22 protein-coding genes are annotated in these 24,907 nt (G+C 59.1%); 13 read left to right on the top strand and 9 right to left on the bottom strand.

Going from position 1 to position 24,907, the window contains the following annotated elements:
• Positions 1-61 precede the first annotated feature (61 nt).
• Complete coding sequence (locus tag ACR0KX_RS09215; RefSeq protein ID WP_170449964.1) at positions 62-637, top strand: DUF924 family protein; 576 nt, start codon at positions 62-64, stop codon at positions 635-637.
• Here ACR0KX_RS09215 and ACR0KX_RS09210 read toward each other — a convergent pair.
• Entirely contained in the window at positions 634-1,068 is a 435-nt protein-coding gene (locus tag ACR0KX_RS09210; RefSeq protein WP_480708329.1) for a hypothetical protein, read from the bottom strand. The two genes, ACR0KX_RS09215 and ACR0KX_RS09210, sit on opposite strands and share 4 nt — an antisense overlap.
• 216 nt (positions 1,069-1,284) lie before the next feature.
• Between ACR0KX_RS09210 and lpdA the strand changes: the two genes are divergently transcribed.
• Positions 1,285-2,679, top strand: a complete 1,395-nt coding sequence (gene lpdA / locus ACR0KX_RS09205; protein ID WP_170621974.1) for a dihydrolipoyl dehydrogenase — start codon at positions 1,285-1,287, stop codon at positions 2,677-2,679.
• 134 nt (positions 2,680-2,813) lie between these two features.
• Here lpdA and ACR0KX_RS09200 read toward each other — a convergent pair whose 3' ends face one another.
• Entirely contained in the window at positions 2,814-4,199 is a 1,386-nt protein-coding gene (locus ACR0KX_RS09200; protein WP_170621973.1) for a dipeptidase, read from the bottom strand.
• 333 nt (positions 4,200-4,532) lie between these two features.
• Here ACR0KX_RS09200 and hemA point away from each other — a divergent pair, with 333 nt between their 5' ends.
• The 5 genes from hemA to ACR0KX_RS09175 all read left to right on the top strand — a co-directional run bounded on the left by hemA (position 4,533) and on the right by ACR0KX_RS09175 (position 9,892).
• A complete protein-coding gene (hemA, locus tag ACR0KX_RS09195; protein WP_170449972.1) occupies positions 4,533-5,756 on the top strand; it encodes a 5-aminolevulinate synthase in 1,224 nt (407 codons plus the stop codon).
• Between the two features lie 128 nt (positions 5,757-5,884).
• Positions 5,885-7,093: a helix-turn-helix domain-containing protein gene (locus ACR0KX_RS09190; protein WP_170449974.1), complete on the top strand. Its 1,209-nt coding sequence runs from the start codon at positions 5,885-5,887 to the stop codon at positions 7,091-7,093.
• Positions 7,094-7,164: 71 nt separating this feature from the next.
• Entirely contained in the window at positions 7,165-8,286 is a 1,122-nt protein-coding gene (ispG, locus tag ACR0KX_RS09185) for a flavodoxin-dependent (E)-4-hydroxy-3-methylbut-2-enyl-diphosphate synthase (protein WP_170449976.1), read from the top strand.
• Between the two features lie 28 nt (positions 8,287-8,314).
• On the top strand, positions 8,315-9,166 hold the full coding sequence (locus ACR0KX_RS09180) for an SDR family NAD(P)-dependent oxidoreductase (RefSeq protein WP_480708327.1): 852 nt from the start codon (positions 8,315-8,317) through the stop codon (positions 9,164-9,166).
• A 159-nt stretch (positions 9,167-9,325) separates the two neighbouring features.
• On the top strand, positions 9,326-9,892 hold the full coding sequence (locus ACR0KX_RS09175; protein ID WP_480708325.1) for a hypothetical protein: 567 nt from the start codon (positions 9,326-9,328) through the stop codon (positions 9,890-9,892).
• Positions 9,893-9,949: 57 nt separating this feature from the next.
• Here the strand turns inward: ACR0KX_RS09175 and ACR0KX_RS09170 are convergent, their stop codons facing one another.
• A complete protein-coding gene (locus ACR0KX_RS09170) occupies positions 9,950-10,708 on the bottom strand; it encodes a DsbA family protein (protein ID WP_170449980.1) in 759 nt (252 codons plus the stop codon).
• Positions 10,705-12,087, bottom strand: coding sequence for a M48 family metalloprotease (locus tag ACR0KX_RS09165; protein WP_170621969.1), 1,383 nt, complete (start codon positions 12,085-12,087; stop codon positions 10,705-10,707). Before ACR0KX_RS09165 ends, ACR0KX_RS09170 begins: the two co-directional genes overlap by 4 nt.
• Here ACR0KX_RS09165 and ACR0KX_RS09160 point away from each other — a divergent pair.
• The 3 genes from ACR0KX_RS09160 to ACR0KX_RS09150 all read left to right on the top strand — a co-directional run bounded on the left by ACR0KX_RS09160 (position 12,086) and on the right by ACR0KX_RS09150 (position 17,120).
• Complete coding sequence (locus ACR0KX_RS09160; protein WP_170621968.1) at positions 12,086-13,249, top strand: aminotransferase class I/II-fold pyridoxal phosphate-dependent enzyme; 1,164 nt, start codon at positions 12,086-12,088, stop codon at positions 13,247-13,249. The two genes, ACR0KX_RS09165 and ACR0KX_RS09160, sit on opposite strands and share 2 nt — an antisense overlap.
• Positions 13,250-13,315: 66 nt before the next feature.
• The gene (locus tag ACR0KX_RS09155; protein ID WP_170449986.1) at positions 13,316-14,536 is read left to right on the top strand and encodes an N-acetylmuramoyl-L-alanine amidase; all 1,221 of its coding nucleotides are present in this window, start codon (positions 13,316-13,318) and stop codon (positions 14,534-14,536) included.
• A gap of 94 nt (positions 14,537-14,630) precedes the next feature.
• Complete coding sequence (locus ACR0KX_RS09150; RefSeq protein WP_170449988.1) at positions 14,631-17,120, top strand: PBP1A family penicillin-binding protein; 2,490 nt, start codon at positions 14,631-14,633, stop codon at positions 17,118-17,120.
• On the opposite strand, the gene ACR0KX_RS09145 is transcribed toward ACR0KX_RS09150, so the two are convergent.
• Complete coding sequence (locus ACR0KX_RS09145; protein WP_170621967.1) at positions 17,114-17,947, bottom strand: aminoglycoside phosphotransferase family protein; 834 nt, start codon at positions 17,945-17,947, stop codon at positions 17,114-17,116. The two genes, ACR0KX_RS09150 and ACR0KX_RS09145, sit on opposite strands and share 7 nt — an antisense overlap.
• 77 nt (positions 17,948-18,024) lie before the next feature.
• On the opposite strand from ACR0KX_RS09145, the gene prfB reads away from it, so the two are divergent.
• The 3 genes from prfB (at position 18,025) to ACR0KX_RS09130 (ending at position 21,547) form a co-directional block, all read left to right on the top strand.
• A complete protein-coding gene (prfB, locus tag ACR0KX_RS09140) occupies positions 18,025-19,149 on the top strand; it encodes a peptide chain release factor 2 (protein WP_170449992.1) in 1,125 nt (374 codons plus the stop codon).
• 185 nt (positions 19,150-19,334) lie between these two features.
• Positions 19,335-20,735: an amidase gene (locus ACR0KX_RS09135; RefSeq protein WP_170621966.1), complete on the top strand. Its 1,401-nt coding sequence runs from the start codon at positions 19,335-19,337 to the stop codon at positions 20,733-20,735.
• A gap of 26 nt (positions 20,736-20,761) precedes the next feature.
• Positions 20,762-21,547 (top strand): DUF2189 domain-containing protein, encoded by a 786-nt coding sequence (locus ACR0KX_RS09130; protein WP_170449997.1) that lies wholly within the window; start codon positions 20,762-20,764, stop codon positions 21,545-21,547.
• On the opposite strand, the gene ACR0KX_RS09125 is transcribed toward ACR0KX_RS09130, so the two are convergent.
• The 4 genes from ACR0KX_RS09125 to ACR0KX_RS09110 form a co-directional block, all read right to left on the bottom strand.
• Complete coding sequence (locus tag ACR0KX_RS09125) at positions 21,540-22,268, bottom strand: helix-turn-helix domain-containing protein (protein WP_480580769.1); 729 nt, start codon at positions 22,266-22,268, stop codon at positions 21,540-21,542. The genes ACR0KX_RS09130 and ACR0KX_RS09125 overlap by 8 nt on opposite strands.
• A gap of 317 nt (positions 22,269-22,585) precedes the next feature.
• Positions 22,586-23,146 carry an acetolactate synthase small subunit gene (gene ilvN, locus ACR0KX_RS09120; protein WP_170449999.1) on the bottom strand — a complete coding sequence of 187 codons (561 nt, stop codon included), beginning with the start codon at positions 23,144-23,146 and terminating at the stop codon, positions 22,586-22,588.
• A 4-nt stretch (positions 23,147-23,150) separates the two neighbouring features.
• Entirely contained in the window at positions 23,151-23,762 is a 612-nt protein-coding gene (locus ACR0KX_RS09115; RefSeq protein ID WP_170621965.1) for a hypothetical protein, read from the bottom strand.
• The gene (locus ACR0KX_RS09110) at positions 23,759-24,904 is read right to left on the bottom strand and encodes an AAA family ATPase (RefSeq protein ID WP_170621964.1); all 1,146 of its coding nucleotides are present in this window, start codon (positions 24,902-24,904) and stop codon (positions 23,759-23,761) included. The genes ACR0KX_RS09115 and ACR0KX_RS09110 overlap by 4 nt, the downstream gene beginning before the upstream one ends.
• Positions 24,905-24,907 lie beyond the last annotated feature (3 nt).

Genomic DNA, 24,907 nt, shown 5'->3' with positions numbered 1-24,907 from the left:
TGTAAAACAGCCTTAAATGACGTTACGTCCCTGGGGAGGGCACAAGTTGGAGTTTAGGGCAATGGTAGGGCCTGAAGACGTATTGAGTTATTGGTTAGATGAAGTTGGTCCCAAAGGTTGGTATCTACAGGATGACGCGTTGGACGCGGAAATCCGGGACCGTTTCCAGACAACATGGGAGGCCGCAACCGAAGGGACATTCTCTCTTTGGCTGACCTATCCCAGCGGGGTGTTGGCCTACATCATCCTGACCGACCAGTTTCCACGCAACATGTTCCGAGGCAGCGCAAAAGCCTTTGCAACGGACAAGGCGGCGCTTACCGCCGCCAAATGTGCGGTGGACAAGGGTTGGGATATGAGGATCGATGAACCGGCCCGGCAGTTCTTTTATCTGCCCATGATGCATTCGGAAAACCTGTGCGATCAGGAACGCTGTGTGCGCCTGATGTGCCAGAACCTCAGCAGCAACCCGGGCAATCTGTTACATGCTCGGGCCCATCGTGAGGTGATCCGCAAATTCGGCCGGTTCCCCTATCGGAACGAGGCACTGTCGCGCCACTCGACCGAACATGAGACAGCATATGTCAACATGGGCGGCTACGGCACAACAGTGCGCGAGCTTCAGGCGGCGAGTTAAGTCTCGGGGACGCATCCTCTGATGGCAAGGACCCGGTCGGCGACAACGTCGCCCGAGGTCTGAATGGCTTTTTCGATCAACACGTCCGGTTGCTCTGCCAGGTCAGAGAACCGGGCCTGAGTTGTTTGCAGCTTGTCCTCGATCGCGTTCAGCCGGTTCAGCGCCGACTTAATCCGGCGCGACGTGGCGGTGTCGATAACGCTGCCATCGGTCGGCAGGGCCGCAAGCTCGCTGCGCAAAGCCGCCAGTTCCCCCCGGATACCTTGTGCTTCGTCCCGCAGAGGCGTCACAACCTGCAGTGTTTCGGCGAAATCGGTTGTGACATTCTCGACGCTCGAGGCCAGCTTCCATCCCAGAAACAGGCACAGCGCCACCAGAATCAATGTTGCGTTGAGCAGGGCAAGAAATAGATCTTTCAGAGTTTTGGCCATGGTAAGCCTTTCGAATGACTTGTGATTAGGAAAGCGGCGCCACTGTCGGCTGTTCTTTTCTAGCCTTTGGGATGGCGCGGGTATAGGCTGAAAACAGCGCAATTCTGCCACTGTTTACCCTGCGTCGCTTTTGTCGCGGGTCGGGTGTGTTGATGCGTTCTGAAAAATAGTTTAATGGTAAACTAAATTTCATCTGACCTGCGCCGAGAGGGACACATGGCAGCACAATCTTTTGATCTGATCGTAATCGGGGCAGGCCCCGGAGGCTATGTTGCTGCCATCCGCGCGGCGCAGCTGGGGCTGAAAACCGTTGTGGTCGAGCGTGAACATCTGGGCGGTATCTGCCTGAACTGGGGTTGTATCCCGACCAAGGCGCTGCTGCGCTCGTCCGAAGTGTTCCATCTGATGGAGCGGGCCAAGGATTTCGGCTTGAAAGCGGACAAGATCGGCTACGATCTGGATGCGGTTGTCAAACGGTCGCGCGGTGTTGCAGGGCAGCTTTCCGGCGGCATCGGGCACTTGCTGAAGAAAAACAAAGTGTCCGTGATCATGGGCGAGGCCACGATCCCCGCCAAGGGCAAAGTGACCGTCAAGACGGACAAAGGCACCGAAGAACTGACGGCCAAGAACATCGTGCTGGCCACCGGCGCACGGGCGCGCGAACTGCCGGGGCTCGAGGCTGACGGCGATCTGGTCTGGACCTACAAACACGCGCTGCAACCGCCCCGGATGCCGAAGAAACTGCTGGTCATCGGGTCCGGCGCCATCGGCATCGAATTCGCCAGCTTCTACAATACGCTTGGCGCAGACACGACCGTGGTCGAGGTGATGGACCGGGTTCTGCCTGTCGAGGACGCCGAAATCAGCGCCTTCGCCAAGAAAGCCTTCACCAAGCAAGGCATGACCATCATGGAAAAAGCGATGGTCAAGCAGCTGGATCGCGCCAAGGGCAAGGTCACAGCGCATATCGAGGTCAAGGGCAAGGTCGAGAAACACGATTTCGACACCGTGATCTCTGCCGTTGGTATCGTGGGCAATGTCGAGAACCTGGGGCTAGAGGCTCTGGGCGTCAAAATCGACCGGACCCATGTGATCACAGACGAATATTGCCGCACGGGGGTCGAGGGTCTCTATGCCATCGGCGACATCGCCGGCGCGCCTTGGCTGGCGCATAAGGCAAGCCACGAGGGCGTCATGGTCGCGGACCTTATCGCGGGCAAACACGCACATCCGGTCAAACCCGAAAGCATCGCGGGCTGCACCTATTGCCAGCCGCAGGTTGCTTCGGTCGGCTACAGCGAAGCCAAGGCCAAAGAACTGGGCTATGACATCAAAGTCGGCCGCTTCCCCTTCATCGGAAACGGCAAGGCCATCGCGTTGGGAGAGCCCGAGGGCCTAATCAAAACCGTCTTTGACGCCAAGACCGGAGAGCTTCTGGGTGCCCACATGATCGGCGCGGAAGTGACCGAACTGATCCAGGGTTACGTGGTTGGTCGACAGTTGGAAACAACCGAAGAAGATCTGATGAACACTGTCTTCCCACACCCAACACTGTCCGAGATGATGCACGAAGCCGTGCTGGATGCCTACGGGCGTGTGATCCATATGTAAGGAAAGGGGGCTCTGCCCCCGCCGCGGCAAGCCGCGACTCCCCCGAGGTATTTTCAAACAGAAGTAGCAGGGGATCCGTACTTCTTCTGTTCCCAAATACCTCGGAGCGCGAGGCAGAGCCTCGCAAAAGACTCTTACTTATTCAAAGCGTCCAGAATGCGGGCCCAGGAGCGGATACCTTTGTGGAAGCTTTTGACGTCGTATTTCTCGTTGGGTGAGTGAATGGCGTCGTCGTCATTTGCATAGCCGACCAGCATCGAATCCAGCCCGAGCACAGTATTGAAGTAACCGACAACCGGAATCGATCCGCCCATTCCGGTAAAGACGGCCTCGCGGTCCCATTCATGCGACAGCGCACCGCGCGCGGCTTCGAATTCGGGGCGGTCCAGGTTCATGACCGAAGCGGGTGAGCCTTCAAGGTCGTTTTCCCACGTGACTTTGGCGTCCGGCGACAGGCGGTCTGCGACATGTTTGCGGATTTTCTTGCGCAGGGCGTCCGGGTCCATGTCGCCAACAAGGCGGCAGGTGATCTTGCAATGCGCCTCGGACGGGATCACCGTTTTGGACCCTGCGCCGTTGTACCCGCCCCAAAGGCCGTTGACCTCAAGCGTCGGGCGCGCCCATTGCTGTTCGAGGGTCGAGTAGCCTTTTTCCCCATGGGGCTGGCTGTAGCCTACCGAGTTCAGATAGTCGGCTTCGTCAAAGCCGCAGTTTTCCCACTGGCGCAGCTGCTCGGCAGGAACCTCGTGCACGCCTTCGTAGAACCCCTCGACCGCGACGCGTCCGGTTTCATCGTCGTAAAACGAGGCGATGATCTTGGACAATTCGCGCAGGGGGTTCAGCCCCGGGCCGCCGTAATGGCCGGAATGCAGGTCGATGCGTGGGCCGATGATGGTGAATTCGTCCTTCAGCATCCCGCGCAGTTGCGATGAAATCGAGGGCACGCCGCGTGACACCATCGAGGTGTCACAAACCAATGCCAGATCGGCCTGCAATTCTTCTTTGTTGGCCTCAAGAAAGGGCACCAGCGAGGGCGAACCCGATTCTTCCTCGCCTTCGAAAAAGAAGGTGATGCGGCAGGGCAGGGTGCCGTGCACGGCTTTCCAGGCGCGGCAGGCTTCGACAAAGGTCATCAACTGACCTTTGTCATCCGACGACCCTCGTCCCCGAATGACCGGGCCGTGTTCGGTGTCTTCGATGGCCGGATCGAAAGGATCGCGGTTCCACAGGTTCAGGGGATCAACCGGTTGCACATCGTAGTGGCCGTAGAACAGCACATGCGGACCGTCCAAATCCTCGCCCACATGTCCGACAACCATGGGATGCCCCGGGGTTTCGCGTTTTTCGGCCTTGATACCGATGCTTTGCAGATCGGCCACAAGCCAGTCGGCGGCCTGATCCACTTGCTCTTTGAAGGCGGGGTCGGTCGAGATGGACGGGATGCGCAACAGCTCCATCAACCGGTCGATCGAAGTTTGCAGATCGGAATCGATCCGGCTCAGCACGGCGTCTAGCGACATAACAGGGCTCCTGCGTGATTTTGGATTGTGGCGAACCTACCAGCGTAGCCGCTGCCGTCCAGAGGCGTTGAGGTGGAATTTGTGCTATCATTGGAAACCGGGCGGGCTAAGACACGGGGCCTGCGTCGTTTCCTCGCGTCTGGGGGGCGTAACTATACTTGCTCGACCCGAATGAAGTTTATATTTGATGCAGGTCAAAGTTAGGTTCTTCCGTTCGCCTGTAGTCAGGTAGCACGAGGGAACGAAAAACCGCCGGAACGCTTTAGGCTGTGACAGGTGGTGGAATACGCGCTTAGGGTGGGTGTATCACCTTGGGTGAATTAGGAGGGTCCGGTGGACTATACTGCTCAGCTCGATACAGCGATTGCCAGGCTGCATGACGAAGGACGTTACCGGACCTTTATCGATATCGAACGTCGGAACGGGCATTTCCCGCATGCGGTTCGCACTCGTCCTGATGGGTCAACGCAGAACATCACTGTGTGGTGCGGCAATGACTATCTGGGCATGGGTCAGCACCCGGTTGTTCTGGAGGCGATGCATGAGGCTGTGGATGCGGCTGGTGCAGGCTCGGGCGGGACGCGCAATATCTCGGGAACCACGGTCTATCACAAACGGCTTGAGGCCGAACTTGCCGATCTGCACGGCAAGGAATCGGCCCTGCTGTTCACCAGCGCATACATCGCTAACGACGCGACGCTTTCCACTCTGCCCAAACTGTTCCCCGGTTTGATTATCTATTCCGATGCGCTGAACCATGCCTCGATGATCGAAGGCGTGCGCCGCAATGGCGGGGCCAAGCGCATCTTCCGCCACAATGACGTCGCCCATCTGCGCGAACTGCTGGAAGCGGATGATCCCAATGCGCCCAAGCTGATCGCTTTTGAGTCGGTCTATTCCATGGATGGCGATTTCGGCCCGATTGAAGAGATCTGCGACCTGGCCGATGAATTCGGCGCCCTGACTTATATCGACGAGGTCCACGCAGTTGGCATGTACGGCCCGCGCGGCGGTGGCGTGACCGAGCGTGATCGTCTGGCCCATCGTATCGACATTATCAATGGCACGCTGGCCAAAGCCTATGGTGTCATGGGCGGCTATATTGCGGCCAGCGAGAAGATGTGTGACGCCGTGCGCTCTTACGCGCCGGGCTTCATCTTTACCACGTCTTTGCCGCCTGCGGTTGCGGCAGGGGCGGCTGCCTCGGTGGCGCATCTGAAAACGGCCCCTGAGCTGCGCGAACAGCACCAAACTCAGGCCAGTATCCTGAAGCTGCGCCTGAAAGGGCTGGGCCTGCCGCTGATCGACCACGGCAGCCATATCGTCCCGGTCATCGTCGGGGACCCTGTGCACACCAAAATCCTCAGCGACCGGTTGCTTGAGGATTATGGCATCTATGTGCAACCGATCAATTTCCCGACCGTCCCGCGCGGGACCGAGCGTTTGCGGTTTACCCCGTCTCCGGTGCATGGACCGGGCGAATTGAACCGTCTGGTGCAGGCCATGGACGAACTTTGGTCACATTGTGCGCTAAATCGCGCCGAACTTGCCGGATAACCTCACGCCAAAGTGTGCAACTTATTTGCCACGTGTTAAGCTTACGCTAACAAAAGTGACGGACGAATCGTTATGGGGGCGATTCGCCGTTAGCGCGAAACGCGTGACAGGCAGAATGGGGCAGCAGGATGATTGGGCGCAGATCACAGCGCGAAGCCGAGGAAGGTGTAGACGTCAGACCCAAAGGGTTTGACGATTACGAGGTTCGGCTTGGTGATCGAATGCGCGGCGAGCGTGCCACCATGGGCAAATCGCTTCTGGACGTTCAGCGCGAGCTTCGGATCAAAGCCAACTACATCGCTGCCATTGAAAACGCCGACCCCGACGCATTTGACACACCCGGCTTCATCGCCGGATATGTGCGTTCCTATGCCCGTTATCTGGGTATGGACCCCGACGAAACCTTCGCCACCTTCTGCGCAGAAAGCGGGTTCGAGGTGGCGCATGGAATGTCCGCTCAGGCGTCTGTTGTGCGCAAACCCTCGGGCGATTTGCCCGCGCGCGGACCGATGGGGCGCGACCCCTTCATTTCGCCCAACACACCCTACATTCCGGGCAAGGAATCTCTGGTCAGTCAGATAGAACCGCGCGCCATCGGATCGTCGCTGGTGCTGTTGGCGCTGATCGGTGGTATCGGCTATGGCGGCTGGTCCGTTCTGAACCGGATCCAGCAGGTGCAGGTCAGCCCGGTTGAACAGGCCCCCGTCGTTCTGTCTGATCTTGATCCGCTGGATGCCGCCCGCAGCGCCTCGCCTGAGGTCGAAACAGCAGAAGCACCCAGTGTCGAGGCGCTGGATCGTCTGTACCGCCCGCAGGCCTTGGATGTGCCGGTTCTGGTGGCGCGCGATGCACCGATCTCAACGCTCGATCCGCGTGATGTGGGCACGTTCCGCCCGCCTGAACTGCCCGAGGTTGTGGTGGCCGACATCCATACCGTGGAACGCCCGGCCTTGCCGCAGGTTGTTGAACAGATCGACACCACGCTGAAGATCGTGGCCGTCGATCCGGCCTGGATGCGCGTCACGGCCGCCGATGGCAGCGTGATCTTCGAAGGTACTCTGGGCACGGTCGAGCAGGGCAATGTGTTCGAAGTGCCGCTGACCGAAGAACCGCCGCAGCTGCGTGCAGGCGCTTCGGGTTCGGTCTATTTCTCGATGAACGGCAAGCATTACGGCCCCGCCGGTGCACCGGGCACCGTGGCGAAAGGCGTTGTCCTGTCCAAGGATGCGGTGTCCGAGGTTTATGCCGAAGCCGATCTTGAGGCCGAGCAGAACAGCGCCCTGAAACAATTCGTGGCCGAGCTGCAGACCGAAGTCGCGGAACAACCGTCCGAGTGATCTAGCCATTGCGGTACCCCGGTTCGCGGACTATCTAATGTCGCAACCCAGCTAGACGCGGACAGGTTCTCATGTCTCTTAATCATGTACGCCCTTGGCGCGACATTTATCGCCGCAAATCCCGTCAGATCATGGTCGGCAATGTGCCGGTTGGTGGTGATGCGCCCATCGCCGTGCAGACCATGACCAACACCCTGACCACGGATGTGGCTGCGACGGTTGCGCAGGTGCAGGCGGCGGCCGAGGCTGGTGCGGATATCGTTCGCGTGTCGGTCCCGGATGAGGCATCCGCGAAAGCGCTGAAAGAGATCGTGCGCGAAAGCCCGGTGCCGATTGTGGCCGACATTCATTTTCACTACCGCCGAGGCATCGAAGCCGCCGAGGCGGGTGCCGCCTGTCTGCGGATCAATCCGGGCAATATCGGGGATGAAAAGCGCGTCAAAGAGGTGATCAAAGCCGCCCGCGACCACAATTGCTCGATCCGCATTGGCGTGAATGCGGGGTCCTTGGAAAAGCATCTGCTTGAGAAATACGGCGAACCATGCCCCGAGGCGATGGTCGAAAGCGGGTTGGAGCATATCCGTATCCTGCAAGACAACGACTTCCACGAGTTCAAGATCAGCGTGAAGGCCAGCGACGTGTTCCTGTCGGCAGCCGCCTATCAGGGCATTGCCGAGGCCACGGATGCTCCGATCCATCTGGGTATCACCGAGGCCGGTGGGCTGGTCAGCGGCACCATCAAATCCGCCATCGGTCTGGGCAATCTTCTGTGGATGGGCATCGGCGACACGATCCGCGTCAGCCTGTCCGCCGATCCGGTGGAAGAGGTCAAGGTCGGCTTTGAAATCCTCAAATCTCTGGGCCTGCGCCATCGCGGCGTCAACATCATCTCATGCCCCTCCTGCGCACGGCAGGGGTTTGACGTGATCAAAACGGTCGAGGCGTTGGAACACCGGCTGGAGCACATTAAAACACCGATGTCCTTGTCGATCATCGGCTGCGTCGTAAATGGTCCGGGTGAGGCGCTGATGACCGATGTCGGCTTTACCGGCGGCGGGGCAGGGTCCGGCATGGTCTATCTGGCGGGCAAGGCCAGCCACAAGATGTCGAACGATCAGATGATCGATCACATCGTGGAAGAGGTAGAGAAGAAAGCCGCCGAACTGGATGCAGCGGCAGAGGCGGCGGAGTAGCCTTCTGTCCCACAAAGGGAGGATTGGCATGTATCTCAAGGCAATTGAACAGGGCGGTGTGGCCGTCGTCACAGGGGCGGCCAGCGGTGTGGGCCGCGTATCGGCCATCCGGTTCGCGCAGGCAGGCCTTAGCGTCATTCTGGCCGACCTGCCCGGTGAGCCGCTGGATGAGGCCGTGGCTGAGGTTCGTAGCCATGCTGCGGACGGAGCCCAGGTGTTTGCTGTTCCGACTGATGTCACTAAGCAGGAAGACATCGATGCGCTGGCCGACAAAGCTTTTGCCACGGGGCCGGTCGCCGTATTGATGAACAATGCCGGTATCAGCCTGCCGACCAAAGCATGGTCCGAGATGGAAAACTGGCTGAAACTGCTTGAGGTTAACTTTCTGGGTGTTCTGCGCGGGGTACAGGCCTTTGTTCCGCGCATGATCGAGGCCGGCCGCCCCGCCGTCGTGATCAATACCGGCTCGAAGCAGGGTATTACCACGCCGCCCGGCAATCCGGGCTACAATGTCAGTAAGGCGGCTGTGCGCGTTCTCAGCGAACAATTGGCGCATGAATTGCGGCAGGCCGAGGCCCCGATCTCGGTGCATCTGTTCGTTCCCGGTTTCACATATACCGGCATGATCGCGGCGTTCCTTCCGGAAAAACCCGATGCCGCCTGGACCAGCGAGCAGACGGTGGATCATTTCATAAGCCGTATGTCAGAAGGTGAGTTCTACATTCTTTGCCCGGACAATGACGTGGACAGCACCCGCGACAACCGCCGGATCGAGTGGAATACGGTCGACCTGACCGAAAACCGCCCGGCTTTGTCACGCTGGCACCCGGATTATGCGGAGAAATTCGCCGAGTTTGAAAAAACCGGCAAAAAGAATTGACCGCAGAACTGGACGCGAAAGTAAAGGCCGAAGAGTGGCCCTTACATCTTTCCTGCGGTGTGCCTGACGTCGTCCTAGGTATTTTTCCACGACGACATTTTTTCGCCTGAATTGCCTTTAAAGACTGTCCTGAAATCGAGCAGTTCAAAGGCGTTTTTCATGAAATTTATTTCCTGCGTTACTGCAGTCCTCTGCCTCGTTCTGGGCGCGTGTAGCAACGGTCCGGGTGAGCTGGACCGGTATCCACGGGATGTGAATATTCCGATCCCAGCAACGGTTGCCCAAACCCAATTGCGCTACCTGTCTGCGGACCTTGCGCCCGGTACTGACCGTGTCACAGTTTCAAGCATCATCGTGACCTTATCTCCGGGCGGGCAGGGAAAGCCGCCAAAAGACAAACCGCTGGTTCTGGCTGATCCGAATTTGGCCGCGCGCGTCGCGGTATCCTTACGAGACGGCAGCGACGCGAAAGCGGCAATGGCTGTGGCGCAGCAGGTTGCACGTTCAACTTACTGCCGATCCGGTCCGATTGCTCCGAACAATGGGGTGCGGCGCATCTCGAACCCTCAGGACATCCAGGCTGTGCTGGCCGAAAGCCGCAAGCAGGGGCGCGATGTTATCCCCGCCAGCGTGAAGGGCACCGCTGTGCCGGCTGCACAGTTCCGTTCCGATGGTACGAACCGGTGGGTGGTCTGGCTGACGTGCGACGCACCATTTCCCTATTGAGTGGGTGCCACGAACTTGTACCGGAGGAGGCGGGATGCCCGCCTCCAGACGGTTCGTTCAGCCCCGATCCGCGCGCACACCATCCGCGATCTGTTGCATCTGATCGGCAGGCAGGAAGCCGCGAAGCATTTCGGTGCCCAGAACGAAGGACGGCGTGCCCGAGATTTGCATCCGCTGCGCCAGGGCGCGGGTGTGCTGGATTTCTTCGGTGACCTGATCGCTATTCATTGCGGCGATGATCGCGTCGCTGTCCAGCCCCAGACCGTCCGAGATACGGCGCAGGGTCACTTCGGACGGCTCGCCGCTGAATTCAAGCAGGGCGTCGTGGACCTGTTTATACGCATCAGCGCCGGCCACATGTTTGGTGGCCACGGCAAAGCGCGAGGACAGGACCGAGGCGTCGCCAAGGATCGGGAACTCTTTGATCACCAGCCGGATGTTGCCATCGGCTTCCAGCAACTGCGCCACTTCGGGCACCGCGCGACGGCAATAGCCGCAGCGATAGTCCATGAACTCGACCAGAGTGATATCTCCGTCCGGGTTGCCGCCGACCCAGCTGAAACCGTCATTGAACAACTCATCCGAGTTGGCCGCGACCAGTTCCTTGTCCGCGGCGGCTTCGGCGGCGGCGTTGCGCTGTTCCAGAATGTTGATCGCTTCCAGAATGACCTCGGGGTTTTCCAGAAGGTACTCACGGACCTGGGCGCCAAATTCGGCGCGCTCGGTCTCGGTCATCGCGTTCAAGTCCAGCGCCTGCGCCGGGCCTGTGATCAGGGAAAGCCCCAGAAGGGCGGGTGCTGCATGTCTGAGGATCATTTCCTGTTCCTTTTTGATTTCTTTGCGCGTTCCGAGGCAATCAACACATCCTGTGCCCTTTGCCAACCCGGAGAGCCCTCGGGCAATTGCCCGACGGCGCGCCTTGCGTGGATCCCCGCATCGGCCAACCGGCCTTGCAGGGCATATCGTTCCGCGGTGACGGTCGCCGCCATCCCGTTATTTCCAACCTGCGAATAGGCGAGGCCCAGGTCGCGCATCAGGCGGGCGTTTCGAAAATCACGCGCCCGCGCTTTTTCAAGCACGCCCAAAGCCTCGTTAGTCTTGCCTTGCGCCAGCAATGCGCGCCCGTATCCGGCTAGAATCAATGAATCATTCGGAGCCATCTCGACCGCTTGCCCATAAGCTTGAACAGCCTCGGACAATTGTCTGTTTTCCAACAGGATTTGCCCCTTGAGCTCGTAGTAGAACGGATCGTCCGGGCGAATGGCCAGCGCTTCGTCAATGGCTGCGCGGGCGCGGGCGAGGTTGCGGTTTTGGTGATGGGCCGACGCCTCGCGCATCATGCGAATGTCGCGGTCGGTTTCCTCTTTGGCGCGGCGCAAGGTCCATGTGGGTGAGCGCAGAAAGGCCGAAAGCTTGCCCTTGACCCGCGCAAACCAGTAGTCGGCATTGGCGTTGGGCTCGGCCTTGTCACCGAATTCTTCCAGAAACGCTTCGGCTGCGCGCAGACGTTCGCGGCTGGTGGGGTGGGACCGCATGTACGGGTCCTGATTGGTCAGGCTCAGCAATTCCTGGCCGGCGAATTTGCGATGCAGCGTCACCATGCCGCTGGGCGATATCCCGGCCCATCGCAGGTAACTGGCGGCGCTTCGGTCGGCCGAGGCTTCTTCGGCCCGCGTATGGCCCAGAAAACTGCGCAAGGCCGAGCCCTGTACACCAGCGGCAATCCCGGCTGCGGCTTCCCCACCGCCAGCGACGGCGGCGATCAGGGCCAAGGCGGTGCCCAGGCCCGCATTGCGGTTTGCCGCCCGCAGGTTCTCGGCACGACGGGCGAGGTGCCCGTTGGCGATGTGCGCGGCCTCGTGTGCGATCACCGCCTGCAGCATTTCGGGGCTGTCGACACCCAGAATCAGACCGTAATTCAGGTAGATGGCGTTGTAGTCGATGACAAAGGCGTTGAAGGTACTGTCATTGACCACCAGAATTCGCACCCGGTTGGTGTTCAGACCGGCGGCGCGCAGCACCGGAAAGGCCAGCTCTCGCAGCCCGTATTCGATATCGGGGTCGCGGATCAGGCTTTGGGCATGGCTTTGCGCTGCGGCCGTCAGCCAAACGACAGCCGCCAGTATCAGGGCCGGGATTGACGCCAGCCGGGATACGCGTTCAAAAGCCATGGCTGCAACATGGGAGATGGGCATGAGAAACTCAACCCGGTCCGGGGTCGATCCGTTTATTGTGATGGATGTGATGGAGGCCGCACGCAAAGCGGAAGAGGCCGGACGCCACATCATCCACATGGAGGTCGGCCAGCCCGGAACCGGTGCCCCCAAAGGCGCGACCGAAGCTTTGGCCGAGGCGATGCAGCAAGGGCCACTGGGCTATACGGTGGCTTTGGGCCTGCCGGCGCTGCGGCAGCGGATCGCGCGGATGTATGGCGAATGGTACAATGTCGATCTGAACCCCGAACGTGTGGTGATCACGCCCGGCTCATCCGGCGGGTTTCTGCTGGCTTTTACCGCGCTCTTTGACAGTGGCGACCGCGTAGGCATTGGCGCGCCGGGTTATCCGTCTTATCGGCAGATCCTGAAGGCCCTTGGCTTGGTCCCTGTCGATCTGCCGACTGCGCCCGAAAATCGGCTGCAACCGGTGCCCAGCGATTTTGCCGGGCTGGATCTGCAAGGTCTCATGGTCGCGTCCCCGGCCAATCCAACCGGCACCATGCTGGATCACGCGGCTATGGGTGCGCTGATCGACGCGGCGCAGGGACAGGGCGCCTCATTCATCAGCGACGAAATCTATCACGGGCTGGAATATGAGGCCAAAGCCGTCACCGCGCTGGAACTGACGGATGAGTGCTATGTGATCAATTCCTTCTCCAAGTATTTCTCGATGACCGGCTGGCGGGTCGGCTGGGTGGTGGTTCCCGAAGATCAGGTGAGGGTGGTCGAGCGGATCGCTCAGAACATGTTCATCTGTGCGCCCCATGCCAGTCAGGTGGCCGCGCTGGCCGCAATGGATTGTGACGATGAGTTGCAGGCCAATCTGGACGTCTACCGCCAGAACCGCGCGCTGATGCTGGACGGGCTGCCCAAGGCCGGTTTCACCAATATCGCCCCGCCGGACGGGGCGTTTTATGTCTATGCTGACGTCTCGGACCTGACCGACGACAGCCGCGCCTTGGCGGCGGAAATTCTGGACAAGGCCGGCGTCGCGGTCACCCCGGGGCTGGATTTCGACCCCGCGCGCGGTCACAAGACCCTGCGGTTTTCCTATGCTCGGGCCACTGCCGATATCGAAGACGGCCTGTCGCGGCTGCGCAGATTCATGTCCGAACGCGGCGCGCTGGTCCAGCAGGTCTGACCCGTTCACAAAAGGCCCCGCGTGGTATAGTCTGCCAGCCAAACGATCTCGGGAAAACTTGAGGCTATGAGCAGGATTTTCTTTTGCATCGCCCTGATCTGGGCGCTCGCCAGTGCTGCGTTTGCGCAGGATTTCAATGCGCTGGCGCGTATTCAGCCAGATCAAAGCCGCATCGAGGATACGGGGCGCACGGGTGTCCGCGTCGATCTGGGCCTTAGCCAGGGGGTGCCGTACCGCATCTTTACCCTGCGCGATCCCTACCGCATGGTCATGGACTTTCAGGAAGTCGACTGGCGCGGCCTGAACCGTGACGATTTCCTGCAATCGGACCGGATCAGCGGCGTGCAATTCGGGGCTTATGTGCCCGGTTGGTCACGTTTGGTGCTGGATCTGGGTGCGCCGATGGCCGTGGACACTGCCGAGATGAAAATCGACCAAAATGCGGGGACGGCGGTGCTGTCGCTGAACCTGAAGGGGGTCGATTTTGACGCCTTCAATGCCTCGGCTGGCGTGCCGCACAATCCCGGTTGGGATTTGCCGGAACCGGCTGTGACCGCCAAAGTGGTCCCGCCAAATGCAGATCGACCGCTGCGCGTGATGCTGGACCCGGGCCATGGTGGTATCGATCCGGGGGCCGAGGTTGGCGGGATCGATGAGAAAACCATGATGCTGACCTTTGCCCGCGAACTGCGCGAGCTGCTTTTGCGATCAGGCGGTTACGAGGTTTATTTGACGCGAACCGGCGATCATTTCGTGTCGCTGGAACGCCGCATCGCTCTGGCGCATCAGGCGGGTGTGGATCTGTTTGTCTCACTGCACGCGGATTCACTGTCCGAAGGGCAGGCCCATGGCGCGGTGGTCTATACCCTGTCGGAAGAGGCCTCGGACATGGCCAGTCTGAAACTGGCCGAACGGCATGATCGGGGGGATCTGCTGTCCGGCGTCGATCTGAGCGGGGCGGATGATCAAGTCACTGACGTTTTGCTAGATCTGGCGCGGCAGGAAACCCAGCCGCGCACGGATGCGCTGGCGCGGGCGGTTGCGAACGGCATGGCGCAGCAGGGTGGGCCGATGAACAGCAAACCCTTGCGATCTGCCTCCTTCTCGGTGCTCAAGGCAGCCGACATCCCCTCGGTTCTGGTCGAGCTTGGATTTCTGTCCAGCCCCAGAGACCTGAAAAACATCAAAAATCCCGAATGGCGCGCCCAGATGGCGCTGGGGATTTATCAGGGGTTGGAAGACTGGCGGCAGCAGGATGTGATCAGACGATCCCTGATTGGACAGTGACCTGAGGGCGCAAAGCGGCTAGAATGCGCTCGTGGTTTTGACCCTTGGGCGGTGCGTCCCTATATAGGCGGCAGCGCGAGAAAAAGGCAGTAACGTGATCCGGTTCATTCTTTCGATTTTCGGGGCGATCTTCAGCCTCGTGACTTTGGGTATTTTCATGACCGCGCTGGTGATCGGCGCGGTATTCTGGATGTATGGCCGCGATCTGCCCAGCCATGAATCATTGGCCCAATACAAGCCCCCGACGATCAGCCGGATTTACTCGGGTGAAGGCCAGTTGATCGACGAGTTCGCGCAGGAACGTCGTTTGTTCACCCCGTCCGAGGAAATTCCCGATCTGGTGAAACAGGCCTTTATTTCGGCGGAAGATAAGAACTTTTACAGCCACCAGGGCTATGACCCGCGCGGAATCATCGCGGCAGGGGTTGAGGCGGTTCGGACCAAGGGTGAGACCGTCCGCGGGGCCTCGACCATCACGCAGCAGGTGATGAAGAACTTCCTGCTGTCTGGCGACCGTCGGGCCGAGCGCAAGATCAAGGAAATCATCCTCGCCACCCGGCTCGAGGATACGTTGGACAAGGAACAGATCCTCGAACTCTACATGAACGAGATCTTTCTGGGCCAGAACTCCTACGGCGTGACCGCTGCGGCGCAGACTTATTTCAACAAGACCCTGCAGGAACTGGCCCCGCATGAGGCCGCGATGCTGGCCGCCATGCCCAAGGCACCGTCTGACTACCATCCGGTTCGCCAAAAGGAACGCCTGCTGGCCCGTCGCAACTATGTGCTGCGCGAGATGAACCAGAACGGCTATATCGATCAGGCGACCTATGAGGTCGAGGTCGAAATGCCTCTGCGCTCGGTTCAAAACGGAGATTTCGAAAGCTTCCGTACCGCCTTGCCACCGCGTGATTATTTCACCGATGAAATTCGCCGTCAGCTAAGCGAGGATTTTGGTGAGGGTGAATTCTTTACCGGCGGCTTCACCGTCCGCGCCTCGGTTGACGAAGAGATGCAGGTCGAAGCCGCCCGCGCGTTGCGTGAAGCGTTGCAGAAATACGACCTGTCGCGCGGCAAATGGCGCGGAACCGGCGAGGTGATCCCAGAAGAACAATTGGCGGACGAGGCGCAGTGGCGTCAGGCGCTTGCGCTGATGGAAATCCCCCGCGACGTGGTGCTGCCGACCCAATGGTACCCGGCGGTTGTGATGGACGTGGCCGAACAGCAGTTGACGGTCGGGATCGAGGATGGCCCGTCCGATGGCACAATCCCGCGATCTGACATCAAATGGATGCAGGGCAACTTCTTCGACAATTTCAAACGCGGCGACGTGATCCTTGTCATGGCCGGGGAAGAGGGCCAATGGTCCGCCCGTCAGGTGCCCGAAGTGCAGGGCGGTTTTGTCGCGATGGATGTGAACTCGGGCCGTGTTCTAGCGATGCAGGGCGGGTTCTCGTATCAGGATACGGTGTTCAACCGCGCCACACAGGCGCAGCGTCAGCCGGGATCGTCCTTTAAGCCCTTCGTTTATGCTGCCGCGCTGGACAGTGGCTACAGCCCGGCAACCATCGTTGTGGATGCCCCGATCGAGGTGAACACGCCGCAGGGCCTGTGGCGGCCCAAGAACTCGTCGAACAAATTCTATGGTCCCACGCCGCTGCGCACGGGGATCGAGCAATCTCGGAACCTGATGACCATTCGTCTGGCGCAAGAGGTCACGATGCCCGTTGTCGCCGGATATGCGGAACGGTTTGGGGTCTATGACCGGATGGGCGCGTTTCTGGCCAACTCCTTGGGGTCCGAGGAAACCACGCTGTACAAAATGGTCGCCGCCTACGCGATGTTCGCCAATGGCGGTGAACGGGTCGAGCCCACTCTGGTCGACCGTATTCAGGACCGCTTCGGCAAGACGATCTACCGCCATGACGACCGGCAATGTCTGGATTGCAACTCAAGCTGGCTGGAGCCAGACGAGTCGCCGACCATCGAGACCAACCGCTCTCAGGTCATGGATGCGATCACCGCGTATCAGCTGACCTCGATGATGAAGGGCGTTGTGGATCGTGGCACTGCGTCGCGCTATGTGAACCTGCCGGTTCCAACGGCGGGCAAAACCGGAACGACCAACGAGTCGAAGGACGCTTGGTTCATTGGCTTCACCTCGAACATCGTAGCCGGTTGCTATATTGGTTATGACCGTCCGCGCCCGATGGGCCGGGGGGCCTATGGCGGCACCATGTGCGGCCCGGTCTTCCAGAGCTTCATGGAAAAGGCCGTTGAGAAATATGGTGGCGGCCCGTTCGAAGTGCCCGAAGGTGGTCATTTCATCAAGATCGACCGCTTTAGCGGTGCGCGCCTGCCTGCGGATGCAACGGGCGACTATGTGGTGGCCGAGTATTTCCGGGATGGCGTCGATGGCTTCATCGACCGGATTTATGACGGTGGCTTTGCCATCGGCTCGGACCTGCCGCTGTTCGAAGAGGTACAGCGCGCAGGCGTTCAGGTGCAGACCTCGACCGGTCAGACGGTCACGGTTGGGCCAAAGGCCACGCAAGGCGACGTGACGACGGGCGGGCTTTACTGATCCGCAGCCCTGAGAAATGAGTGCAAAAGATCGGCCTCGTCATCCCTTGTGACGAGGCCGTTTGACCTCCAGAAGATCGACATGGCGCATTTGGCTGCCGCCCATTGGGCAAGCCGTTCGCGCGAAACACCAAGAGCATCGGCATAGAGCGTCAGGCAGCGTTCGATCTGCTTTGACTGGCGCACCAAATCCGGCATTCCTTTCGGGTGACGGATTGCATTTGCCAGTTCAAATGCGGGATCGCCCAGATACCCTTTGGCATCAAACACACGTGGGCCGCTGTCTGTCAGGATGACGTTGTCCGGGTGCAGGTCGCCATGCAGCGGCTGGGATGTTGGTTGGGTTTCCAACAGATGCTTGGCCAGAGCGATGGCGCGCGTCATGTCCTGCGTCAGGGGCGTTGGGCATCCCGGGGCGAACCTGTATTGAAAGAGGGGTGTCATGACGTCGGCAAGCGGGCGCAGCCCTTGCAGTGTTGGTTGTGGCGATGCGTGTAACCTTGTGGCAGTTTCTGCCAGCGCGTTCAGAGCCTCAATCACCACGCCTTGCCGGGCTATGTCGCCGAGGGTTGGGCCCTCGAGCCATTCCATCAAAATCGCCGTTTCGGTTTCTCGCAGGATTGTAACGGCACCCCGGTCTTGCCACGCGCTCAACAGATCGGCCCCACAGGCTTCGTTGCCCCGATCGGCGCGGAGATAGAGTTTCAGCGCGACATCCGCGCCGCTCGCATCGCGCACCTTCCACACCCGCGCGGCACCGGTTTCGGCGACGGGCCTGACCATCGTCAATCGCCAGTGATCCAGAATCTCTTGCGGTGGGGCCTGCATTCACCTCTCGCCTGTCTTGTGGTGGCCTTCACCTCTTGCTATCACGCAGGCCTGATTGAGCAAGTTGGGACAAGACCATGCGCGCCGAAACCCAGAATATCGTGGCGGAAATCGAAAAGTCGCTGGAGCTGTTGGCGCAGCGCATGGACTATGAAACCGCACCGCACCGACTTGAGGAATTCAACGCGCGCGTCGAGGATCCCAACCTGTGGGACAGCCCTGAAAACGCGCAGAAACTGATGCGCGAGCGTCAGATGCTGGTCGATGCCATCGAGACCTATGAGACGATAAAAACCGATCTGAACGACAATATCGAGCTGATCGAACTGGGCGAGATGGAAGAGGACGAAGAGGTTGTTCAGGACGCCGAAGCGGCCATCAAGGCGCTTGGAGCCAAGGCGGCCAAGAAAGAACTTGAGGCGCTGCTGGATGGTGAGGCCGACAGCAACGACACCTTCCTCGAGATCAACTCGGGCGCGGGTGGTACGGAAAGCTGCGACTGGGCGTCGATGCTGGCGCGGATGTATGTGCGCTGGGCCGAGAAGAAGGGCTATACGGTCGAGTTGCAGTCCGAGACGGCGGGCGAAGAGGCGGGGATCAAATCTGCTGCCTACAAGATTTCCGGCCACAATGCTTATGGCTGGCTGAAATCGGAAAGCGGCGTGCACCGGCTGGTGCGGATTTCGCCTTATGACTCGGCGGCAAAGCGGCATACCTCGTTCAGCTCGGTCTGGGTTTATCCGGTGGTGGACGACAATATCGAGATCGAGGTGAACCCAGCCGATATTCGGATTGATACGTATCGGTCCTCGGGTGCGGGTGGTCAGCACGTGAACACCACCGACTCGGCGGTGCGGATCACGCACGTTCCGACCGGGATTGTTGTGACGAGTTCCGAGAAATCGCAGCACCAGAACCGCGACATTGCCATGAAGGCGCTGAAATCGCGGCTGTATCAACAAGAGCTGGACCGCCGGAATGCCGACATCAATGCGGCGCATGAGGCGAAGGGCGATGCCGGTTGGGGCAACCAGATCCGGTCTTACGTCTTGCAGCCGTATCAGATGGTGAAAGACCTGCGGACGAACCATGAGACCTCGGACACCAAAGGTGTGTTGGACGGGGATCTGGACGGGTTCATGGCGGCGACACTTGCATTGAACGTAGCAGGCAAAAGCCGGTCCGAAGCGCAGGGCGACTAAGTGGGTCGGGGGCTCTGCCCCCGCCGCGGCAAGCCGCGACTCCCCCGAGATATTTTTAGCCAGATGAAGGGGATCCAGGCGGCGCAGGCTGACCCGGGAAAGATGTATTTAAACAGTGGGTTTTATTGATCTTGCGGCCCGACTAGGCTGATTGTGACGTGAGTTGCATTGCTGCCGGAGCCCATATGAACCTCTCAGACCATTCTGCGCGGACGCTGATTTCTGACCTGTCGCACAGGCGGGTGACAGCGGTCGAGGTGATGCGCGCGACGCTGGAGCGGATCGGGCAGGTGAATGGCGTGGTGAATGCCATTGTCGCCTTGCGGGACGAAGATGCGCTGTTGGCCGAGGCGCAGGCGATGGATGAAGGGCCCATTTGCGGGCCGTTGCACGGGGTGCCGATCGCAGTGAAGGATTTGGTCAACGTGGCGGGTGTTGTCTCATCGCAGGGGTCGCCTTTGTTCGATGGGTTTGTGCCTGACACGGATGATCTGATCGCGGCGCGGATGCGGGCGGCGGGGGCGATCCTGATTGGCAAGACCAATACACCGGAATTCGGGTTGGGCTCGCATACGTTCAATCCGGTCTATGGGGCGACGCGGAACCCATATGACGCCGCGCGCACCTGCGGCGGGTCTTCGGGCGGGGCGGCGGTGGCCTTGGCGACGGGGATGGTGGCGCTGGCAGATGGTTCGGACATGATGGGCAGTTTGCGCAACCCGGCAGCGTGGAACAATGTGTATGGCTTTCGGCCCAGCTGGGGGCGGGTGCCGTCGGACCCGGTTGGCGATGGGTTTTTGCATCAGTTGTCGACTTTGGGTCCGATGGCGCGAAGCCCGGAGGATCTGGGCCTGTTGTTGGATGTGATCTCAGGCCCTGATCCGCGCCTGCCTCTGGCTGCTTCAAGCGCAACGGTCTCACCAGTGAGACCCGCCGATCTGAGCGGTATTCGGATTGGGTGGCTGGGCGATTGGGACGGGGCGTTTCCGATGGAGGAGGGGGTTCTGGACCTCTGCCAAGTGGCCACGCGGGTCTTTGAAGACCTGGGGGCTGAGGTCGAGCCCGTGCCGCCGCCCTTTGATGCCGAACGGATGTGGGACAGTTGGATCACCCTGCGATCCTGGTCGGTTGCTACGGGTCTGGAGCCCTTGTCCGGGCAACGCTCGGCCTTGAAGGACAGCGCGCTGTGGGAGTTGGAACGGGGCCTGGCGCTGACCGCCATGCAGGTTCATCAGGCGAGTGTGGTGCGGTCCGAATGGTTCCGGACGGCGGCGGAGGTATTTCAAAGCTATGACGCGCTGATCCTGCCTGCCGCGCAGGTCTGGCCCTTTGCGGTTGAGACACCGTATCCGACCGAGATTGCCGGGCGTGCAATGGACACTTATCACCGCTGGATGCACGTGACGGTGCCGGTCAGCCTGATTGGCTTGCCCTGTCTGGCGGTTCCGGCCGGGTTTGGGGCGCAGGGGTTGCCGATGGGCTTGCAACTGTTCGGGCCGCGCGGGTCGGACGCGCGGTTGTTGTCGCTGGGCGCGGCTTATCACGCCGCAACCGATTGGCCAAAAAGAAGACCGGCAATGCCATAGCGCCGGGCAGGGAGGGAGGAAACGAGATGGAGAAGCCTTTTGGAGTTCCACAGATGCAAGCGGTCAACACCGCGATGTTGCGCAGCGCTTTGCGACAGGCCTGGGCCGATTATCGCCGCGCGCCGGTGTTTGGTCTGATATTTGCCGGGTTCTATGTTCTGGCCGGGTGGGCGATGGCCTGGGTGACGGTGCAAACAGGCACAACCTTTTGGCTGGTTCTGGCTGCCATCAGTTTTCCGTTGCTTGGACCTTTTGCAGCGGTTGGGCTGTATGAGGTCTCGCACCGGTTGGAACGGGGTGAACCACTTGATATGAAGGCGATTTTCGGGGTGGTGATACAGCAAAGCCGCCGTCAACTGCCTTCGATCTGCGCCATTATTGTGGTGGTGTTTCTGTTCTGGTTCTTTCTGGGTCACATGATCTTTGCCCTGTTCATGGGGCTGTCGACCATGACGAACGTGTCCACGTCGATCGAGGTATTTCTGACGCTGAACGGATTGACGATGCTGGCCGTCGGCACCGTTGTTGGCGCTGTGTTTGCGACGCTTCTTTACATGATTTCCGTTCTGTCGATTCCGATGCTGCTGGATCGCGAGCTGGATTTTGTCACCGCCATGATTGCCAGCTTTACGTATGTTTCCGAAAATAAGGCCGTGATGCTTGCATGGGGGGCGTTCATTGCCGTGCTGACATTTGTCGCCATGATTCCGTGGTTTCTGGGCCTGCTGATTGTCCTGCCACTGTTGGGGCACGCAAGCTGGCACCTGTATCGAGAAATCGCGCAAGCCGACAAGGCCGAGATCGCTAGCTGACAGCCAGCCCACCCGGCGCGGACAACGTGCTGGATTTCATGGATTGCCGGGCCGTGTGGAACACGGCACCGGCGTTCTGGCCAAGATGCTGCAACATGACCGGTTTGGGCTCCTGCGCCGTAGACGGCCGGATCACCGTGCCGCGCCAGTGATCTGCATCGGGGGTGATGACGTAAATCTTGCTGTTTGCCCCGCCGCGTTGGGATGTCAGGATCGAGACGTGATCCCCGGAACTGGCGGCGATGCCCTGAATCTCGCGGGCTTTTGGCGGTGCGCCGGGCATCAGGCCGCGCGGTGTGTATCCGCGGACCAACGTGCATTGCGGCAATCGGGTTGCGTACAGCATCGACACTTGCGGCGTAAGGGGCTGGCTTTCGACAACTGCGTAAAAGCCAGACGGAAAGGGGGTCGCGGCGCTGGGTTCGGACCCAGAGCCAAGAAACTGGGTCAGGACAGAACTGGCCGGGTGGCCCTCGGACTTGGGGATGTCGTTCAGCGGTTCCAGAACAATTCGGGCATCAATGTCGAAGAACCGGCAGATGCGATCCAGAACGTCGGGGCGGGGAAAACTTTCGCCTGCCAGATAGCGGTTGAACTGGGTCCGGTTGATTCCCAGTTTCCGACACAGAGCCGAGACAGACGGATGCTGTCGCGCAAGCTGTCTGAGATTCGAACCGAACATGGCCCGAAGCTCAGCAGGGCTGCGAATGTCGTCGGTCATGTCTGTCCCCGGCGTTACCAATTCCCTGCAAAAACATGATAGCGGCGTCCGGATAACCGTACGCATATCAGCAATCGTAAAGATGACCCCAAGCAACGTATCCCCACGTCGCGTTGCGGCCACGAGGCTAACGCGCCGTAAGCCAAAGGCAATAGGCTTTATTCCAATTTGTTTGATGTTTATCCGAGAGAGGGCGGCGTTATGACAAAATTAACGCACATAAACTCAATCAGAGGCTGTCAGGGGCAGCATATTGGCACGTCAGGCCTGTCCTTGCCCCGGTTTCAACCAGTGAACCGGGGCAGGGCGTTGGTTTTTTAGTCGCCGCGCAGCAAGGCGGCGACGCCAGTGCGGGCAATCTCGATCAATCCCAGCGGACGCATCAGATCGGCAAAGGCGTCGATCTTGTCCGGCGCACCGGTGATCTCGAAGATGAACGAATTGAGCGTGCTGTCGACCACATTGGCGCGGAAGATATCAGCCAGCCGCAGCGCCTCGACCCGTTTGTCGCCTTCGCCCACCACCTTGATGATGGCCAGTTCACGCTCGACCGAGGGGCCCTCGACCGTCAGGTCATGCACGTCATGGACCGGCACGATGCGGCCAAGCTGTGCCTTGATCTGCTCGATCACCTGCGGGGTTCCGGCGGTGACAATGGTGATCCGGCTCAGGTGGCCGGTGTGATCCACCTCGGCCACGGTCAGGCTTTCGATGTTGTAACCACGGCCCGAGAACAAGCCGATCACGCGGGCCAGAACACCGGGTTCGTTCTCGACCAGAACCGCGATTGTGTGGCGTTCCTGAACGTCCGAGAAGGTGGGCCGTAGGTTATAGGCCGAGTGGCGGGTGGAGCCTTTTTTGATATGTAGGGCAGACATGTCTTCACCTGTTTAAATTGGCTAGGCGAGATAATGCTCTCGCCAAGGAGGGGCAGTTTTTCTGAGCGATCGAAGGGCGCCAGTATCTTTTGACAAACTCACATAGCACTTCGTTGTATTCTGGTCCCACTTTAGAACCAAGGCCATCGATAGGGCACAGCGCATCTGCGTACTTCGAACTGTTCTTTGCAATCTTCAGCAGTTCGGCTTTAGGGTCCAGAGTATTCTCGGGGTATTGCGGAAAGCTGTTGACGCTGACATCGAGAAACTGAGACAATCTGATACTGTCTGCCATTAGCCATGCTTCGGCTTCTCGAGTAGCGATGCTAAGTATCATTTTGTCAGGCAGATCCGATAAGTTATTTTTTTTCAGTAGTTCCTGCCGAAAGGATGGGGGACATTCCTTCTGATCTTGGTCCAGACACACAAATATTGGCACCCCTTGGGCAGTTCTTACGTACGAGGCGAAGTTCTTCAACACGCCCGAAGCGCCACCCTGCCTTGGTCGCCAACTCATGAATTGGTACTCAGGTAAGCATTGGTTAACGCAAGCTTTTGCCAATTCTTCGCTCAATTGATCTTCGCCGCTGAATGCGATGTATTTCTGCTTCGTCATATGTCGAAAGATAGCTGTCGCAAAGGTCGATTGAGAACTACGTCACTTGCAGGCACACCATTGCGAATCGCTTCCAATTCAACATTTGACGGAGGAGAGACCTTTGAGCCTTCATTGCTAGGTTCAACGCGCAGAATTCCTTCACCGGGTATGCCTTCGTTGGACAGCAACGCATAACTATGTGTTGTGACAAATATCTGGCTGGTTTTGCTGCTTATTCTGGCAAAGATGGTGTGTAGCTTCCTAACGATTTCCTCGTTTAGACTGAGCTCGGGCTCCTCTAGAAGTAAAGGCGCTGTCCGTTTTTCCTGCAACAACCATAGCAGAGCAATGAGGCGAAGGGTGCCGTCGGACATCTGATCTTCCAGCTGCCTAGCAGCATGTGGGCGAAACGTCTGGTAACGCATTTCCAAATGAGGGCGACCTTCTCCGTCTTTTTCAAACGAAAGACCGTCAATGCCAGGGACGATGTCTTTGAGAGCGTTCGATATGCGATTTAGCCGAGCAACACGTGTCCGAGTGTTGGTGTCAGCTATTCGTTTCATAAACGCCTGACCAAAAGGGTCATCTGGCAGCAAGTGTCCAGCGATTTGTTCGCCAAACTTCACCAATTGTGGCACAAGGTGAACGTAAGTGATTTCGGAGAAGAAATTCGGTATTTCCCGAAAACGTGCGTTTTGGGCCGCTTGCTCCAGATAAGTAACCGCAAGTTGTTCTGGATCATCACGCTCAGCATCCAGCGGCCTCTCCAAGACTTTCATATCGTTCTTGGTGACAATTTCATGAACGATAAGGGGTACTTCGCGACTTCCTCTTTTTGGAAAGTTGATCGCTAGATCATAGGACCACCTTGTGTCGCCATCTGAGAGCGAGAGTTTAAGGCCAAGATCAGTTCCGCCTCCGGACTTGGTGCCTCGAGAATGAAGACAGCGGACTTTAGAAAAACCGCCACGACCACTCAGAGCTGTCTGAAGCCCTCCGCCAATCGGTTTTGATATGTCCCGAATAAACCTAAGTGCGTCAAGAAGATTGGATTTGCCAGCGGCGTTTGAGCCGACCAGATAAACAGTGTCGGTCTCAAGCTTCAAATAAGCGGATTTGAAGTTTCTCCAGTTCTTCAGTTCAAAGGAGTCAATTCTCATAAG

It is taken from the genome of Ruegeria sp. BG5 (assembly GCF_056538425.1).
This window is presented reverse-complemented; position numbering and strand designations above follow the sequence as displayed.